The organism is Mesorhizobium sp. WSM4832 (assembly GCF_055811115.1).
Genome location: NZ_JBVVQH010000011.1, coordinates 78,488 through 94,051, shown reverse-complemented (window position 1 = coordinate 94,051; position 15,564 = coordinate 78,488). Strand labels below are relative to the sequence as shown.

16 protein-coding genes are annotated in these 15,564 nt (G+C 56.5%); 5 read left to right on the top strand and 11 right to left on the bottom strand.

Annotated features, from left to right (window positions below; genetic code table 11):
• Nucleotides 1-78: 78 nt before the first annotated feature.
• Entirely contained in the window at nucleotides 79-936 is an 858-nt protein-coding gene (locus tag AC0L2L_RS17130; protein WP_473579760.1) for an alpha/beta fold hydrolase, read from the bottom strand.
• 146 nt (nucleotides 937-1,082) lie between these two features.
• Here AC0L2L_RS17130 and AC0L2L_RS17125 point away from each other — a divergent pair, with 146 nt between their 5' ends.
• Nucleotides 1,083-1,634 (top strand): methyltransferase family protein, encoded by a 552-nt coding sequence (locus AC0L2L_RS17125; protein ID WP_473579759.1) that lies wholly within the window; start codon nucleotides 1,083-1,085, stop codon nucleotides 1,632-1,634.
• A gap of 46 nt (nucleotides 1,635-1,680) precedes the next feature.
• Nucleotides 1,681-2,076, top strand: a complete 396-nt coding sequence (locus AC0L2L_RS17120) for a (R)-mandelonitrile lyase (protein WP_473579758.1) — start codon at nucleotides 1,681-1,683, stop codon at nucleotides 2,074-2,076.
• A 130-nt stretch (nucleotides 2,077-2,206) separates the two neighbouring features.
• Here AC0L2L_RS17120 and AC0L2L_RS17115 read toward each other — a convergent pair whose 3' ends face one another.
• The 7 genes from AC0L2L_RS17115 to AC0L2L_RS17085 form a co-directional block, all read right to left on the bottom strand.
• Nucleotides 2,207-3,409, bottom strand: a complete 1,203-nt coding sequence (locus AC0L2L_RS17115) for a pyridoxal phosphate-dependent aminotransferase (protein WP_473579757.1) — start codon at nucleotides 3,407-3,409, stop codon at nucleotides 2,207-2,209.
• 1,050 nt (nucleotides 3,410-4,459) lie between these two features.
• Nucleotides 4,460-6,442, bottom strand: coding sequence for a DEAD/DEAH box helicase family protein (locus tag AC0L2L_RS17110; protein WP_473579756.1), 1,983 nt, complete (start codon nucleotides 6,440-6,442; stop codon nucleotides 4,460-4,462).
• A gap of 349 nt (nucleotides 6,443-6,791) precedes the next feature.
• Nucleotides 6,792-7,472, bottom strand: a complete 681-nt coding sequence (locus tag AC0L2L_RS17105) for a hypothetical protein (RefSeq protein WP_473579755.1) — start codon at nucleotides 7,470-7,472, stop codon at nucleotides 6,792-6,794.
• 516 nt (nucleotides 7,473-7,988) lie between these two features.
• Nucleotides 7,989-8,234, bottom strand: coding sequence for a hypothetical protein (locus AC0L2L_RS17100; RefSeq protein ID WP_473579754.1), 246 nt, complete (start codon nucleotides 8,232-8,234; stop codon nucleotides 7,989-7,991).
• Nucleotides 8,224-8,535, bottom strand: coding sequence for a hypothetical protein (locus AC0L2L_RS17095; RefSeq protein WP_473579753.1), 312 nt, complete (start codon nucleotides 8,533-8,535; stop codon nucleotides 8,224-8,226). The genes AC0L2L_RS17100 and AC0L2L_RS17095 overlap by 11 nt, the downstream gene beginning before the upstream one ends.
• Nucleotides 8,536-8,552: 17 nt before the next feature.
• Nucleotides 8,553-8,810 carry a hypothetical protein gene (locus AC0L2L_RS17090; protein ID WP_473579752.1) on the bottom strand — a complete coding sequence of 86 codons (258 nt, stop codon included), beginning with the start codon at nucleotides 8,808-8,810 and terminating at the stop codon, nucleotides 8,553-8,555.
• Between the two features lie 1,525 nt (nucleotides 8,811-10,335).
• Nucleotides 10,336-11,511 (bottom strand): tyrosine-type recombinase/integrase, encoded by a 1,176-nt coding sequence (locus AC0L2L_RS17085; protein WP_473579751.1) that lies wholly within the window; start codon nucleotides 11,509-11,511, stop codon nucleotides 10,336-10,338.
• A 78-nt stretch (nucleotides 11,512-11,589) separates the two neighbouring features.
• On the opposite strand from AC0L2L_RS17085, the gene AC0L2L_RS17080 reads away from it, so the two are divergent.
• The 3 genes from AC0L2L_RS17080 to AC0L2L_RS17070 all read left to right on the top strand — a co-directional run bounded on the left by AC0L2L_RS17080 (nucleotide 11,590) and on the right by AC0L2L_RS17070 (nucleotide 14,156).
• Nucleotides 11,590-12,474, top strand: coding sequence for an EAL domain-containing protein (locus AC0L2L_RS17080; protein ID WP_473579750.1), 885 nt, complete (start codon nucleotides 11,590-11,592; stop codon nucleotides 12,472-12,474).
• Nucleotides 12,471-13,331, top strand: a complete 861-nt coding sequence (locus tag AC0L2L_RS17075; RefSeq protein ID WP_473579749.1) for an EAL domain-containing protein — start codon at nucleotides 12,471-12,473, stop codon at nucleotides 13,329-13,331. The genes AC0L2L_RS17080 and AC0L2L_RS17075 overlap by 4 nt, the downstream gene beginning before the upstream one ends.
• Nucleotides 13,332-13,547: 216 nt before the next feature.
• Nucleotides 13,548-14,156, top strand: a complete 609-nt coding sequence (locus AC0L2L_RS17070; protein WP_473579748.1) for a glutathione S-transferase family protein — start codon at nucleotides 13,548-13,550, stop codon at nucleotides 14,154-14,156.
• 89 nt (nucleotides 14,157-14,245) lie between these two features.
• Here AC0L2L_RS17070 and AC0L2L_RS17065 read toward each other — a convergent pair whose 3' ends face one another.
• The 3 genes from AC0L2L_RS17065 to AC0L2L_RS17055 form a co-directional block, all read right to left on the bottom strand.
• Nucleotides 14,246-14,437 carry a ParE family toxin-like protein gene (locus AC0L2L_RS17065; RefSeq protein ID WP_473579857.1) on the bottom strand — a complete coding sequence of 64 codons (192 nt, stop codon included), beginning with the start codon at nucleotides 14,435-14,437 and terminating at the stop codon, nucleotides 14,246-14,248.
• Nucleotides 14,438-14,496: 59 nt separating this feature from the next.
• On the bottom strand, nucleotides 14,497-14,697 hold the full coding sequence (locus AC0L2L_RS17060) for a hypothetical protein (protein ID WP_473579747.1): 201 nt from the start codon (nucleotides 14,695-14,697) through the stop codon (nucleotides 14,497-14,499).
• 327 nt (nucleotides 14,698-15,024) lie between these two features.
• Complete coding sequence (locus AC0L2L_RS17055) at nucleotides 15,025-15,237, bottom strand: cold-shock protein (RefSeq protein ID WP_027168154.1); 213 nt, start codon at nucleotides 15,235-15,237, stop codon at nucleotides 15,025-15,027.
• Between the last annotated feature and the right edge of the window lie 327 nt (nucleotides 15,238-15,564).

Below are 15,564 nucleotides of genomic sequence, written 5' to 3'. Positions count from 1 at the left end.
GCCCGCCAATTTGGTCGTCCGCGCCATCCATCGATGACGATGGTCAAGAAGCCAGAACCGGAAGGTGTCAATAAAGGCTCAGCCGGCCTCGGTTCGGCGCGCCGGCCTGGCTGCGCTCTGCTTCGCTACGGTCTCGGCAAAGCGTGACAGCAGCGGATTGAACAGGTCCGGCTTTTCCCAGAACGGTGCATGGCCGGCGCCGGATATGACATGGCACTGTTCCCACAGCGAGGCGTAGGCCACTGTCTCGAAGTAGCTCAGCCGCACGAGCGGGTCATGCTCTCCATTGATCACCGCGACCGGGAACGGGGCATGCTCGATTACCTGTTTCTGGTCGGCACCCTTGCCGGCAAACATGCCGAACGCCACGCCCGAGCGCAGCCTGCCGTCGGTGCGCCTTATGGCCTCGCGGAAAGACGGACTTGTGCTGTCGCCGAAGCAAAGCGCCTCAAAGCGCTCGATGTCGCGTTCGGAGTAAACTTTCTTGGAGGTGAGCAGCACGTCCCAGTTGGCGTGAAAACCGCGCAGCATGCCGAGCGGCCCTCTCGACACCGGCGGCGCTCCGGTCAGCACCAGACCGTTCACCGCATGGTGGAAGCTGGCAAGTTCGATCGCCACATGGCCGCCAAGCGACCAGCCGAAGATGATGGCCTGGCCAATGCCCAGGCTATCGAGAAGGCGGGCGGTGGTCTGGGCGAGGCCGGTAATCGTATAGGCTGCGGCCGGGTCGCGGGCATCGGAGGAGTCGCCATGGCCGGGCAGGTCGAAGGCGATCAATCGGTGGGCATCGGCGAGCGGACTGTCGAACTGACGGGCAAAAACGGCGCGCGAACTGCCCGAGCCATGGATCATGACGATGGGCATGCCGGAACCAGACGACTGGCTGAGGCGCAAATCGGCCTGCGGCGTGCGGATTGTGCGGTCAGTGACGCTCATGCTGGATTAGACCCTCAGATTGCCTGGCGGCCAACATCGCATCGGGGGCTCTATATCTTCTTTAGGCATGTGGTTAAGAAAGGATTTCTAGAATAGACGGCCGGCATGACCACCGGCTGCATGGCAACCACCGTGGAATCCCGACAATGGAACTAGTCCTCGATCTTCTGGTCTCGATTTGCAGCATTGCGACCATTGGCCAATATGTCTGGTCGATGCGGGCGCATTTCCAATTGCAGGCCACGTCTCCAGGCGCCATGGTGATTTCGGCGGCGGTGATTGCCACGGCGCTTTTCTTTCTCGCCATACTGTGGATCGAATCGCAGCCGGTTCCGGCAAAGTTCACCGGGCTTGCCGTCGAACTGGCAAGCTCTGCCCTATTCTGGTGGGCGATTGCCACGTCGCGCAAGGCGCGGCTGCACTTCGCCTTCGCGTCCGACAACCCGCACAGCCTGCTGACCGATGGCCCCTACCGCTATGTCCGCCACCCTTTCTACTCGTCCTACATCATCTTCTGGATTGGATGGGGGATCGCGACCTGGTCCATCTGGGCGGTGGTGCCGGTCGCCGGGATGGCCGTCCTCTATGTGTTTGCGGCGCTGGGCGAAGAGAAGAAATTTTCGCGTACGCCGTTGGCGGGCGACTACCAGGCCTATCGCGGTCGAGCCGGCCTTTTCTGGCCGCGGCTGGGGTGGTAGCCAGCACCAGGGCAGGGTCGGGTCCGCCCAACTGGAGGATTGCCAGATGAAGATCATTGCGTGCGGCAGCGTGCCGACGATCGTCGCGCCGGAGGCGTATTTCACCGGGCGGGTGCTGCAGACGCCGATCATCGAGAAAGAAGCGCCGGCGCGACTGAGGGCGACGCTGGTCAGTTTCGAGCCTGGCGCGCGCACCCATTGGCACACGCATCCGCTTGGGCAGACGCTCTATGTCACCGCAGGCGCCGGACTTGCCCAGACCTGGGGCGGGCCGGTCCAAGCAATCAGGGCAGGGGACGTCATTTCCTTCGCACCGGGCGAAAAACACTGGCATGGCGCCGGATCGAAAACCGCCATGACCCATGTTGCCATGCAGGAGGCGCTGGATGGCGTCCACGCCGACTGGCTGGAGCAAGTTTCCGACGAGCAATATAACGGCTGATCAGCGCCTGTTGCGGGCGCCGGCCGAAGCGCGCTCTGCCAGGCAGGCGAAGCAGCAGGCGTGACGTCGATCGACGCTCAAAAAACCCGGCGTGAAGCCGGGTTCTTCTCGTTTGGCGGCTTTGCGTCGGTCAGGTCAACGACGCGGTAAAGCGCTGGATGCGCGTGCAGGCTTCCTCGAGCAACGCTTCCGACGTGGCGTAGGAGATGCGGAAGTTCGGCCCGAGGCCAAAGGCCGAGCCGAACACCACCGCCACCCCTTCCGACTCCAGCAGTTCCGAGCAGAAGGCCTCGTCATTGTCGATCACCTTGCCCGTCTTGGTCTTCTTGCCGATCAGCTCAGCGCAGGACGGGTAGACGTAGAAGGCGCCTTCCGGCGACGGGCAGGAGATGCCGCGTGCCTGGTTGAGCATCGAGACGACGAGGTCGCGCCGGCCCTGGAAGATCGCCTTGTTCCTGGCGATGAAATCCTGCGGACCGTTGAGCGCCTCGACGGATGCCCATTGCGCGATGGTGCAGGCGCCCGAGGTCTGCTGGCCCTGGATCATGTCCATCGCCTTGATGAGCGGCACCGGGCCGGCGGCGTAGCCGATGCGCCAGCCGGTCATGGCATAGGCTTTCGAGACGCCGTTCATGGTCAGCGTGCGCTCATAGAGCTTCGGCTCGACCTCGGCGATGGTCTTGAAGACGAAATCGCCATAGGTCAGGTGCTCATACATGTCGTCGGTCAGCGTCCAGACATGGGGATGCTTGAGCAGGACATCGGCCAGCGCCCGGAGCTCGGCCTCGGTGTAGGCGGCGCCAGACGGGTTGGACGGCGAGTTCATCAAGAGCCACTTGGTCTTCGGTGTGATCGCCTTTTCAAGCACTTGCGGTGTCAGCTTGAAGCCGTTGCCGATCGAGGTGTCGGCGAAGACCGACGTGCCGCCGCAGATCGCCACCATTTCGGGATAGCTCACCCAGTAAGGGCGCGGGATGATGACCTCGTCGCCCGGGTTCAACGTCGCCATGAAGGCGTTGAACAGGATCTGCTTGCCGCCGGTGCCGACGATGGTCTGCTCCGGCCGGTAATCGAGATTGTTCTCGCGCTGGAACTTCCTGGCGATCGCCTCGCGCAGCGGCACGATGCCGGAAACCGGCGGATATTTGGTCTCGCCACGGCGGATCGCCTCGATCGCCGCGTTCTTGATGTTGTCGGGCGTATCGAAGTCCGGCTCGCCGGCGCCGAGGCCGATCACGTCACGGCCGGCATTTTTCAGCTCGCGCGCTTTCTGCGTCACCGCGATGGTCGCGGAAGGCTTAACGCGGGAAAGGGCGTCGGCAAGAAAGGCCATGACGAAATGTCTCCTAGGAAAGCGGCCAGGAGCGACCGCGGCGCCTCTCATGTCGCATCATCGGGCGAAGCGCAAGCATTGAGCGATGAGCCAGAGGTCAAGGAGACGTGAGCGGCAACGCTAAATTCATCAACGGCCGGTAAACCCTTGGCTGGCAGGATCGCAGATCGAATTGCGCCAGTTGCACGGAACGAGGAAGCTTTGTCGCGTAGCATCGGGCTTGCCCACATCATCCGTCATGACCGCCTTGTCAAGCAAGGCTCGGCTCGGTCCCCTCGCTGACGGCATGGCCGGTCGGCTTACTCGCAAGCTCCTAAGGTCTTCGACTTCCCGACCTCAACGACCTCGACCGGTCTATGTGGGCAAGACGATGCTGCGTCTGACACCAGCCGATATAACGCAAAGAATCACAAGGGATATCAATGGCTTACCCTCCACAGGCGACCCCTCGGGTAGGGGTACAAGGGGGGACGCCCCCGGCTCGTACAGTAGGTATGACTCCTCGAAAATTTCTCCAAGAAATTCTTGAACCCCAAGGTTCCTAGGCCAAGAGTCGAACTGAGGGAGAACCCCTTTGACGGAGCGAAGCTCCTAGAGTTCTGGACCTTCTGGTGTGACGCCAGTGTGATCCTGGTGTGATTTCCAGTGATCAGTACCGGGGGGCACGAACCGGGCCGCCCATACTATTGGTATCCTGAATTGGGATTATCACGGGGGAAGGGAATAATAGCTTTGGCTAAACGATTTAGCTTTCTCAATAAATCTTGTAAATGCATCTAGGTATTGGGATCGGCCTTGAGCGATAACTTAAGTTCCCCGCTGGCGCGGGCTGACTTAGGTCAAGGCTATTGTTAAGTGACCCCTCCACGGAGTGGGAACTACTGTTACCAATGACCTAGCGATTGAGCATGAATTATTGGAAGAACCTCCTTATAGGAATGTTATTACTTTATTCAATAGAGGTACCTTATATGAATAGGATGATAACATTGTTTGTTGTGTCTCTATCAAACCAAATGGAATTTACCTCTGCCGTTGCGATGATAACATTTAACCCCGTCGGAATACTCCCGGCTTGCCCGGCTTGAAGAGGTGGCTCTCTTGAATCGATGGCATGAAGTCAGGATGGTCCATGATCTGATTCTTGAAGTTCCCGCCTTTCATCCCAAGATGTCTCATGACTTCCGTCGTCGTGACTTCGTCGTGATCTCGGATGAACTCTACAGCCCGTTTGACATTCCCGATGAGCTTCCTCTCAACTGCACCATCAACCCTCCAATCCTCCAAAACCGCATCTGGAAAGACAGTAAGAAGCTGTTCCTTCGGGAAGCCACCTTTTCCCCGTGTCGAGAAGATCGTGTAGAGATGACATCCATCAGGACATCCACCATTCTCGGTCTTGCGTATCGACCCACGTCCAGCGGCTTGGAAGGTATGGTGTGATATCTCACCTAGTCGTGTCGTCCTGATCTCATCGGGGCTAATGCGATCTTCAAGAGCGGCCTTCTTGGCACCACGTGCCATCGCCTCATACGAAGCGTCGTCGTACTGCAAAGCCCCGACTAGAATGACATGCCTGACATCTTGAAACTTGTTCGTCGCGGTATGCCGACCCCAATTGATGAATTCGACAGAGCCCGCCCGATATGGCCGCTTTCCCTCTACCAGAGCAGGCAGAGTGCCCGGCTTGTCCTTCTCGTTTCCTACCCTGTCTTTGTACGTCTCCCACTTATGCGCCACGACCAGAATGGCTTCATCCTCTGGAATGCCGGCAATGATCTTTATGACCCCATCTGCAACACTGGCGATCTGATTAGAGTTCTTGGCGTGCCTTCGTTGGTCATAGAGGTCGAACCAATGTTTCCCCGCCGCCTTCTCCCAATGGTGAATTGTCAGTCCAGCATAGGATTTCTTAGGTGAGTACAGTCGGACAAGCGTCCTGCGATCGGTTTCCCAATGGCGATATGTCTGTCTGAGGTCACCCGACGCATCGAGGATCAACATAGGAGCTAGGTCATCAGGCAGGATGTCTTCATACGAAAGCGTGATGTTGTGCTTCCCGTCTCGACGGACGTTCACCACATGCCCGGACAGATACCAAAGCGCCTCTGCCATCGCCTTCTGCTCTTCGGAATGGAACAGCCCGAGGAACTCAAAGAACTCGACCCCGGTCTTATCGATATCCGGCATCGTGATGTATTCGCCCTCATGGGCATTCAATGAGATTGCGAACTCCTCGACCTCATCGGCCAAATCAGCATTTAGCCGTGCCAACCCCACTCCCAAAGAGAGTAGGCCACGCCTGTTCGCAGTCAGTGCAAGTGAAGGCAATATGGCTTCATCCCACACACGGACTTGCCGTGGCTTGCCGTTGTATCGGAACTCTTCGATATCGGCGAACGAAGACCCGTCGTTCTTTTTCGAATAAGCTTCAAGTTTCTGTTGCGTCGTAAAGAGAACGCGGGCCTTCCGTGGATCAGGATTGCCCAGAGCTTCGAGTTCTTTCTTGTCGGTCATGATGGCAAAATCACCCTTCGGTAACTTCATCCCCTCGACAAGATCATTGAATAACTCCTCGATTTGATCGCGGCGGGACAGGAAGTAGATCACCCCTACGTCTTTGAACTCGGGATTATCCAGAAGGGCCTTGGTAGACTGCTTCGCTACCGTCGTCTTTCCCATGCCGGTAGGCAATGACGACAGATAGAACGCCCTTTCAGCACGACCACCGGCCATTTGTTCATAGACCTTGGCGATCTCTTTCAGACCTTCCCATTGGTCTCCATTGGGGTCGTGCTTGTATTCATCGCGGAATAGTCTTTCGGTCTCCGCAATCGTCGCAGACCCTAGCTTTCCGAGTGGTTCTGAACCTTGTCGCTCTTTCCAAGCAAGGTAATCATCCCAAGCCCCGACACTCTTAAGGTATTCCTCTTCCGTGATCTCGACACCATCGACCCAATAGCGAGGACCTTCGGCAACGTCATCAACGCCAAGGAGCGCCGCAAGGTCATCGAACTTGTTTACAGAACCCAAGGGGTTCCTAGGATTGTTCCGATCTATAGCCAATACGATATCCCCCTTGGTTCTTCACGCTCAAAGGTTTCCGGCTGTCGATCCCTGATTACGTCAGCCACTTGAAGCGCCACCTTATTCCAGTCCATGCCAGCAATAAACCTAGCGCCTTCAATCAACTCTCTCATAGTCTCGTAAGAACGAAAGTCCCGCCCCTTCCTTCGAAGGATATACCGGTATTGAGGCTTCATGCTGGAAGTCATTAGGTCACGATAGCGTTGCCGCCCGGTCCTTTGGTCTGCATCTTCAAGCCAGACAATCCGCCGCATATGGACAGACCAGACATCATCTATTTGGATTTCGACAGAGGTCATGCTGCCACCTCGAATTTCTTCACACTATCCCAATGGGCTTTCGAGATTCGGCTTGCCTTCAACCAAGGTGCACTCAGAGATGTGATCTTGACATGTTTCTCGCCATCAAAACGAACTTCCACATTCCGACGACCAGAGCCAATCGAGGGGCATTCGTCGTGAAGATGGACAAAGCCTAAGTAGATGATCTCGCCTGTTTGGGGCTTTGGGTTTGTCTTGGGATTGGGGACGTTCAAGCGTAGAGCTTTGTATGAGCCAGCCTCATGTTCCCTGTGCCACAACGGGAGTGAGTTCGGCATTTCTAGAAGCGTCTGGGCTTCTTTCTTGAACTCTTTTGGAGTGATGTCTTTCTTGGCTATTCGCCTGTCTAACCTGTCCAGCCAGTCGACTTGTTCGGGACATAGCCAGAGGTCACGGCGGATAAGCTTAATCCTGAGTTCCTGAACGTCTGAAAAGTCCAAACCTTGCGTGTCTACTGTTCCGACAAGCGTTTCTTGGATGATCCTGTTCGCCTCTCGCAAAGGCTGTTTTGCCCCCCTGACCCGCTTGATTAGTTTGATGCGTCTTTGAGTGGGGAACTTGGTCTTTTCATCCAGATATTTTATTGCCTCTGTCTCTGTCCTCAGACGTTGGCGGGACCTCGGCTCAAATGTTGATACTTCATTGGTTGATTTCATAAAATTGGACCTTGCAAAGCCTTGAAAAATAAGGAGAATTTCTACGATAAAAGTCAAAAATATGAAAAGGGGTACAAACCTACTGTACCCCCTCTCTGAGAGGTAAAATCAACCACTCAAATTAGGGCTGAAAGTCTCCCCATGATAGGTCAGAACAAGGTTCCTCTGAAGACTTCGCCCGAATCTTCTCACGGTCGAGGAGCAATAGCGCACGATCATGATTGACAGAAAAACCCCGACGTAGACTAAGGTTCTCACGACGGAGATTGAACCTATCGGAATCCTTGAATGAAACCACTTGTCCTGACCTTGCATCTTTCAGGACTCGTGCGACTAGGATTCTTGCTCCGTTCGTGCCCCTGCCCATGACGTTACCGCCGAGCGAGTTCCAATTCGGCTTCAATCCTAGTTCAAGAAGGTCTCGATAAGAATCAAAGTCAATAACAGCATGTCGGGAGCCGAGACGATCCAGCGAAACATAGACGGAATTACCATCGATTCGAACCAGTCGGGCTTTCACAGGGATACTACTCCCAAGTCTTCAAGCATACGAGCAGCTGCCGCATCATGGTCGAGACCGCTAGCGACTTCTTCTGTAAACTGAGTTACCCGCATCTTGACCAACTCTGCCTTGGCTTCGCGACTCAAGTTCTGGTCTTTCATCCACTCCCGAAGTGCGGCCTCCTTCATGGCTTCGCCTTGCCGACGGAGATCATCAGAACCTTCGGTTCCTCTAGGAGCTTTGCTCCACTCATCGGCCATAGGCATTCCGGGAGCCCTTCTGGCGATCTTCGTCAGTAATGCCCTCTCTCGTGAAACGATTGTCTCGGGCCTTCTCTTCGACTGGGGTTGAGTTGACATAACGGTCAACAGTACCGGCTTCTAAACGGCCTGCACGTTCCAAGATGGCATAGGCGATAGCGAGATCATCGACACCAGATTCACGGATGGCAGTTGCAGACTCGTGTGCCCTCTTGGCGAGTAGCTCACGCTGCGGGAGAGAGAGTTTTTCAATAGAACCGGCGATCATGTTCCGGTCCCCAACACTGTATTTTACACTCATAATAGTTCCTTTCAAAATCAGATTATAGAATAAACGTTGACGTCCAGACGGTCTTTGCCGTCTTCCGAGATGTGATAGATTGCTACAGTATGGCCAGACCTGTTAGCCCAATCGACAAGGGCATGGATGGTTGTATTCCAAGATGTAAATCGTCCCAACTCAGGGTCAAGAAGATCGCCCTGGAATGTCAGGTAATGGTGTGAGTATTCATCGATGTGAGACTTGACGTAGGATTTAAGCTTGCCCTTGACAGCGGTGATGACGGTCCAGTCCAATCGCATATCATCAACATACATAGTCGAACGAGTGGCAATCTTCGATAGGTCAGTCAGAACCTTCGGTTCCTCTAGGAGCTTCGTTCCGTCAGGCTCTTGGGTACGCACTAGATATTCCTGCCTTGCTTGTTGTTCCCCTTCTTCACGGGGTGGTTCTTCTGAGGGTTGGCTACGAGTTGTTCTTGAAGAGGTTTGTTCTTGTCGTATTGAGACCAAAGCAGCGATCCCTTCTTTGACGGCATCGGGGACGGAATGCGGGTACTAATGTTGGACATAAAAGTCCTTTCGCTATGCGCTTCGACTAGCGAAGCTAGGAGTTACGGTTAAATTGTTTTGGATTTGGAAAGATGGCCTAAGCTTCTTAGCGCGGCCTGAGGGGAGGTCGAGTAAAATGTTCCCTATCCTCATCTATATAGTACCACGAATAGACACAAAAGTCAATAGTAATTGTAATCTATTTGAGATAAAATGACAAGCCTTTGATAAAACTTGATATCATACTCAGAATGCTATGTAATATTATGGATGAGCGTCGTTTGATTCGAACAACTCCATCTGAATAAGTCTATCCAGTTCGACAACCCGGATTTTGAGCCTTCGGCTTTCATCGACTAATTGGAGCAGCTTTAGGTCTTGGTCGTCAGATGGAAGTGTCTTTGATCGAGAGATAGAGCGTGAGCCACGGAAGAAGTCTGTAACAGTTCCCATTGTTGTTCTCCGGTTCGGTATGCGTGATAGGAGTATCCGGGTTGTTCATCGCCGCTCTTGCTCTTGCCACAACAGAACAGACCATGATTGCTGTTGCTTCCGTCGCCACCGACTGAGTCAGCTTTGATCACAAGGGCGATGCTTTTAATTCCGGGAAGGGAACCTTTAGGCTCGCTAGGGTCGTAGACCTGATCCGCCAGTGGCCACGTTTGATCGCCGACACGATTCGAAAACCGCGCCTTCGGCTGTGTTTGTTGCGCTTCCAAAAGGACCGACACCGGTGGTGGTGCCTACGGAATACTGTCCTACGCTCACACAGCGCCCCTCGATCCCGTCACAGGGACAGAAGGAAGCCTATATGCCGGTCCGGTCCGACAAGTTCCCATGCGTCGCCGCCAGAGGGTGAACCCGGATTCAGTTTTGGAATTGCAGCTATCCAGCCCTGACTCGCCTAGGTCCGCTCACGGTGGGGGACTGTCGTCGGCGTTGGTGCCAGTGGTGACCGCCACAACAATATGGTGTGTCAATTGCGGTAATTCAATGGGCGCGACCTGACCGCAGTTAATGCCCTTCCTTGACTCACAGGGGCTCACACAGGGGCTTCAGGCTGACGCGGTGTGGGACAGCGGAGAGACGAGAGAACCCCCTGTAGCAGGCTGTATGACGGAGCGAAGCTCCTAGAGGAACCTTCGGTTCTGAACCTAAATAGCACCTATGCTTGAAACAGGGGTCGAAAGGGGTAACGCACTAGCGAAGCCAAGGGGTAAAAGAAAGGGCCGTCCGAAGACAGCCCATAAGGAGACGAAATTTAATGTTTTCAAGTGGTTAGCTCTAACTTGGGTATCGCCACTCCCCGACTTAATGCAGATTGAGGTTCGGCTCTGGTGAGTTTCGCCCTGACATTCTCCAAATTCGCGTGGCTGTACCTCATGAGCATCGTCACAGTCCGATGACCACTCACAGAAGCGACCTCTGGCACCGTCAATCCAAGCTCAAACAGTCTGCTAATGGCTTCATGCCGCAGATCGTGGAAATGAAGGTCGGGAATTGGTGGTTGAGTCCTTTTGCAGACACGGACCCAATTCGATTTCAGGGCAGAGACGTCTATCGGGAATGCTCTTGACGATGGAGTCAGATGACGCGGCCCGATCATTCCTCTTGTGATGACACGTCCGACAGATCGTCCAGCTTTGATGGTCTCGACATAGACAGGGCAAGCGATGACCTCCCGTAGGATTTCACTGGCCCGTGCTGTCAACGGGATGAACCGGGAGTGACCATTCTTCGCCACAGGGATGAGCAGGAGAGACCTTTCAAAGTCGATGTCCTTGGCCGTGATAGCCAAGATTTCACCCTGCCTCATTCCGGTTTGAAGGGCGAACTCAATGATAGGTCCGACAAAGGGATTCGGACTACCGTCGAGAAGTGTGAGCTTCCCGGCTTCTAGGAGCAACCGCTGTTCCTCTCCGGGCCGCAGCCTACGCTGGCGCTTGTCGTCCTGGACCTTCAGATAAAGCCCTTCCAAGGGGTTCGATAACTCAATGTGCCATTCACGCTTGGCGACCTCGAACATGTGGTAGAGCGGCGCAAGCTGGCGCTTCAATGACCTTGCCGTGATCACCCTCCCTGTAATCTTCGAGACCTCCTTAAGCCTTTCGTCACGGTACTGTGCGAAGTCTCTGGGCTGAAGATTGAACAGGGATTTCCTTGTGATGGGATACCGAAGGAAACGGTTCAACTCGACCGTCTCTGTCCGGCATGATCGTTTCTTGGGTAGGACCTCATCACGGTATCGGGTGACGAGTTCAGCCAGGGTGATCCCTTTCAGCGTCTTTCGGTCTGGTCCGATCTCTTCACGGTCTATCTGGCATTCGATCTCCCGACCCCATCTTTCAGCGTCTTGCCGGGTGATGAATGTCTTTGATCTCGACGTGTGTCCTAGCCGTCTGACTTGGACGTTGAACTTACCGTTTCGCTTGCTGATTGTAGCCATTTCAAGGGTTCCTTGTGATCCTAGAGTGATCGGAAGCCCTTTCCTGAGAATCATCATATGAAATCAAGTGCTTCCGTGATGAGCAATATCATCCGTCATGATGACGGCACCTCGACCGGTGTCTGGGGCATTTATACGCTGCAAAGCGCGTTCCAGCCGATCTTCGCCTTCAAGGAAGGCAAGCTTTCGATCGTGGCCTTCGAGGGGCTGATCCGGCCGTTTCGCGACGGCGAGCCGCAGTCGCCGGCGGCATTTTTCGGTACCTGCCCGGCTGGCGACCGGCTGCATATCGAGGCGCTGACGCGCACGTTGCATCTTCTGAACGCCGGCGCCTGCCTGCCGCAAGAGGCGTCGGTCTTCGTCAATTTCGACCCGTCGGTCTTCACCGATCGCAGCATCGCCGACAAGGCATTGCGCGACATGCGGCTGGTGCTGCACGAAGCCGGCATCGACCCGCGCCGCATCGTCTGCGAGGTCACCGAGCAGAAGTCGGCGTCCCAGGAAACGCTCTACTCCTTTGTCGAGGCGCTGAGGGCCAATGGCTTCCGCATCGCGGTGGACGACTATGGGGCTGATGAATCCGACATCAACCGGATCAAGGAACTCAAGCCCGACATCGTCAAATTCGATGCGCATTGGATCACCCAGCTGATGGAGTCCGGCGCCGGCTTCGCGTTGCTGACGGCAATGGTGCAGAGTTTCGAGAGCCAGGGTATCCGCACCGTCTTCGAAGGCATCGAGGAAGGCTGGCAGCTGGAACTTGCCGAGAGGTCCGGTGCTTCCATGGTGCAAGGCTATGTGCTCGCCCGGCCCGAGCTTGCCCCCACCAGCTTTCGCGTCTTCGGTACCGGCGCGCAGCAGCTTCCCGCCGAAGGGAGCAAGGCATCGGCCGCCGCAAGCCCGCCGGCTCCGGCGCCGCGGGCGCGGCCAGCGAAAGTCTTCGGGCGCAAGGTCTCGCCATGAGCGGGAGGCGTGAGAGGCGGCGCGACGTCGCCACGGCGATCTTCGCCGACGAAATCGGCCTGCAGTTCGGCATCTATGGCGAATTCCGGCTGTGGAGTGCCTACCAGCCGATTTTCGCGCCGGAGGGCGGGGTACTCAAGGCGGTCGCCGTCGAGGGGCTGATCGAGCCGCGGCGTATCGCTGAGCCGGTGACCCCGTCGATCTTTTTCGACGGCATTCCCGCGGCCGACCGGCTGTTTGTCGAGACGATGTGCCGGATGCTGCATCTCCGCAACTACAGCCACATCGGCGTCGAGGGACTGACGCTGTTCTTCAACTACAATCCGCTGATCAACGACCATCTCGGGCGCGCGCTCGCTGAAATCCGGCTGATGACCAGGCATCTCGGCGATTTCGAGCTGGAACCGGGCCTGCTGGTCTGCGAGATCACCGAGCAGGCCGCCGACGATCACGTTCTTGCCAGCCTCGTGCGCGAAATGCGGCGCGACGGCATCCGCATCGCCATCGACGATTTCGGTACGGGACATTCGACCGAGGCGCGGATCAACCTGCTGGCGCCCGACATCGTCAAGATCGACGGCGGCTGGTTCGCCGAGCTCTGCCGCCATGCCGCCGCCGAGCGCTTCTTCCGGCCATTGGTGGGGATGCTGCACGAGCGCGGCGCCAAGGTGCTGGTCGAAGGCATAGAGCACGCGCAGCATCTGCGCGTCGCGCTCGAAGGCGGCGTCGATCTGCTGCAGGGTTTCCATCTTGCCCGCCCGGCGCTTGCCGGCATGATCTTCAAGGATGAGCCGCTTTCCGTCGACGCTCTGCTCGACGCCAACAACAGGGTCGTGCCCCTGCACCAGCATCGCTGATGCTCGATCCCAAAAACGCATCAGCGCCACTGATGGTTCTTCTCAAAAACAAATCACTGGATGAAACCCGCCGTGGCGCGCTAGAGCCTTGAAGCGCGTCGCGCTGAAACGGATTCAGGCGACGCGCTTTAAGCTTTTTGTTTTGATGCATGTCGTTGTCCCAGAACCGCTTCTGGGCGACATGCATTTAGCGATCAAACGCGCGAGGTATGTGGCATGATCCTTTACGACATGGCGGACAGCGGCAATTGCTACAAGCCGCGGCTGTTGATGGCCAAGCTCGGCATTGCCTTCACGCGGGTCGAGGTGAACTCGCACACCGGCGAGACGCGCAGGCCGGACTACGTTGCCAAGAATCCGAACGCGATGGTGCCGATGCTCGAGCTCGACGACGGCAGGCGCATCACCGAGAGCAACGCCATCCTGCTTTATCTTGCCGAAGGCACGCGCTTCCTGCCGGGCGACAGGTATGAACGCGCGCTGGCTTACCAATGGCTGTTCTTCGAACAATACAGCCATGAGCCCTATATCGCGGTGCGCAAGGCGCTTCTGACGTTCCCGGAGCGGGCGAAGGACGCCACGCCGGAACGGCTGGCGCAGACGCTGGAGCGCGGCAACAAGGCGCTGGGCGTCATGGACAAGCATCTGGAGCAGAACGCCTTCTTCGCCGGTAGCGCTTACAGCGTCGCCGACATCGCGCTTTATGCCTACACCCACACCGCCGGGATGGGCGGCTTCCAGTTCGACGCCTATCCAGCCGTCGCCGCCTGGCTGAAGCGTATCGAGGCGGACAAGGGGCATGTGCCGATCGAGTGGGTGGGGTAATTCTTCATCACGCCATCGCCGCTTGCGGCTGACCTGGATGGGCGCGCAAACAAGGCGACCGCCCGGTCGGGGGCTGCGGCCGTAACGCGCTACTTCAAAAGGTGTTCGTATTCGGAGTGGGTGCCGATCCAAAACCACACCACATTGTCCTGATCTCGGACTGCAACAGCGCGGTAATCCAGGTCAACTCGAGCCGACCAGTAACGTCCAACTCGCTTGAAATGGAGCGAAGGATGAAACGGATCTGCACGTAGCTTGGCGAAACTGCTGTCAGCCTTCACCCTGATTGCTTTAGGTAGTTTATCGTAGGCGGCCCAAAATGAGGGGGCGGCAAAGTGATTCACAGAGGGCGGGTCCGGCCTGCGCGGTGATCTGCCAGAGCCTGCTCTGCAAGCCTGTCCAGTCGGCCCGCTTTTGCATCGGCTTCGATTTGCTTGTCCCACAAATCGGCCTGGAGAGCCTCGAACCAAGCGGCAAAGGCCTTCAGTTCTTCGGGGCTCAATTCGGCAACGGATTTCTCGATCTGTTCAAGCTTGGTCATAGGCAAATAATACCACTATTGGGCTAAAAGTACCACCGGTGGGACCATCAAACCCAGACAGCAACTCGCCAAAATTCAGACAACAAAAAAGGCGGGCAATGCCCGCCTTCCTATGCCGGTAGCCTGATCGGGAGCGTCTGGTCCGGGCTGGCAGCTATCTGCTGTTCCAGCTTGTCGGGTCTTTTCGCTCCGGCGCGCTTATCGCGCGACCGTCAGTACATCCGTGACTTGCCGCACGCCCCGAACCTTCATCCGGCGCGCGCCTTTACTTAGTCGCACCTTGCGACGCCAAGCGGTTACGCCTGGCTGCAAAATGCTTAAGCCAAATCAGGCTGCCTTGCTCAGAGACCCAGCGGCGGACTTGCCGGTGCGGCGGTCCTGCTCGATCTCGAAGTTGATTTTCTGGCCTTCAGCCAGGCTGGTCATGCCAGCGCGCTCAACAGCGGAGATGTGGACGAAAACGTCCGCGCCGCCATTGTCAGGCTGGATGAAGCCGTAGCCCTTGGTGGCGTTGAACCACTTGACCGTACCAGTTGCCATATAGAATGCCCTTCACATTTGCTTTTGTTTGACCGGACCAAACGCCCGGCCGGCGGTATCGAAATTTTGGAGATAGACGTCAGCAAACGCGAAGATCGCGGCCCGATCGATCGGCCAAATTCAATGCTGCGGATATAGGATAGTTTGAGCAAGAAAACAAGACGGGTTGCTCGGGGCGTGCCGCCCGGGCGCTGTCGGCATGTCGTCCTCATCGAGGAGAAATTGGAGCGGCGTATGGAAGTTTTGACAGCCGCCCCGCGTTGTGGAGGGATGAAGATGCTTGCCGTTCCAGAGCGGTTCGCCGTTTCACGGAAACCGCTACACATC

Bases quoted from the DNA above. Each gene is read 5' to 3' on its own strand.
- AC0L2L_RS17125 (WP_473579759.1), top strand. From the start codon at position 1,083: ATGGAACTAGTCCTCGATCTTCTGGTCTCGATTTGCAGCATTGCGACC.
- AC0L2L_RS17120 (WP_473579758.1), top strand. From the start codon at position 1,681: ATGAAGATCATTGCGTGCGGCAGCGTGCCGACGATCGTCGCGCCGGAG.
- AC0L2L_RS17075 (WP_473579749.1), top strand. From the start codon at position 12,471: ATGAGCGGGAGGCGTGAGAGGCGGCGCGACGTCGCCACGGCGATCTTC.
- AC0L2L_RS17055 (WP_027168154.1), bottom strand. From the start codon at position 15,237: ATGGCAACTGGTACGGTCAAGTGGTTCAACGCCACCAAGGGCTACGGC.
- AC0L2L_RS17085 (WP_473579751.1), bottom strand. From the start codon at position 11,511: ATGGCTACAATCAGCAAGCGAAACGGTAAGTTCAACGTCCAAGTCAGA.
- AC0L2L_RS17060 (WP_473579747.1), bottom strand. From the start codon at position 14,697: ATGACCAAGCTTGAACAGATCGAGAAATCCGTTGCCGAATTGAGCCCC.
- AC0L2L_RS17105 (WP_473579755.1), bottom strand. From the start codon at position 7,472: ATGAAATCAACCAATGAAGTATCAACATTTGAGCCGAGGTCCCGCCAA.
- AC0L2L_RS17080 (WP_473579750.1), top strand. From the start codon at position 11,590: ATGAGCAATATCATCCGTCATGATGACGGCACCTCGACCGGTGTCTGG.
- AC0L2L_RS17130 (WP_473579760.1), bottom strand. From the start codon at position 936: ATGAGCGTCACTGACCGCACAATCCGCACGCCGCAGGCCGATTTGCGC.
- AC0L2L_RS17100 (WP_473579754.1), bottom strand. From the start codon at position 8,234: ATGGCCGATGAGTGGAGCAAAGCTCCTAGAGGAACCGAAGGTTCTGAT.
- AC0L2L_RS17070 (WP_473579748.1), top strand. From the start codon at position 13,548: ATGATCCTTTACGACATGGCGGACAGCGGCAATTGCTACAAGCCGCGG.
- AC0L2L_RS17095 (WP_473579753.1), bottom strand. From the start codon at position 8,535: ATGAGTGTAAAATACAGTGTTGGGGACCGGAACATGATCGCCGGTTCT.
- AC0L2L_RS17115 (WP_473579757.1), bottom strand. From the start codon at position 3,409: ATGGCCTTTCTTGCCGACGCCCTTTCCCGCGTTAAGCCTTCCGCGACC.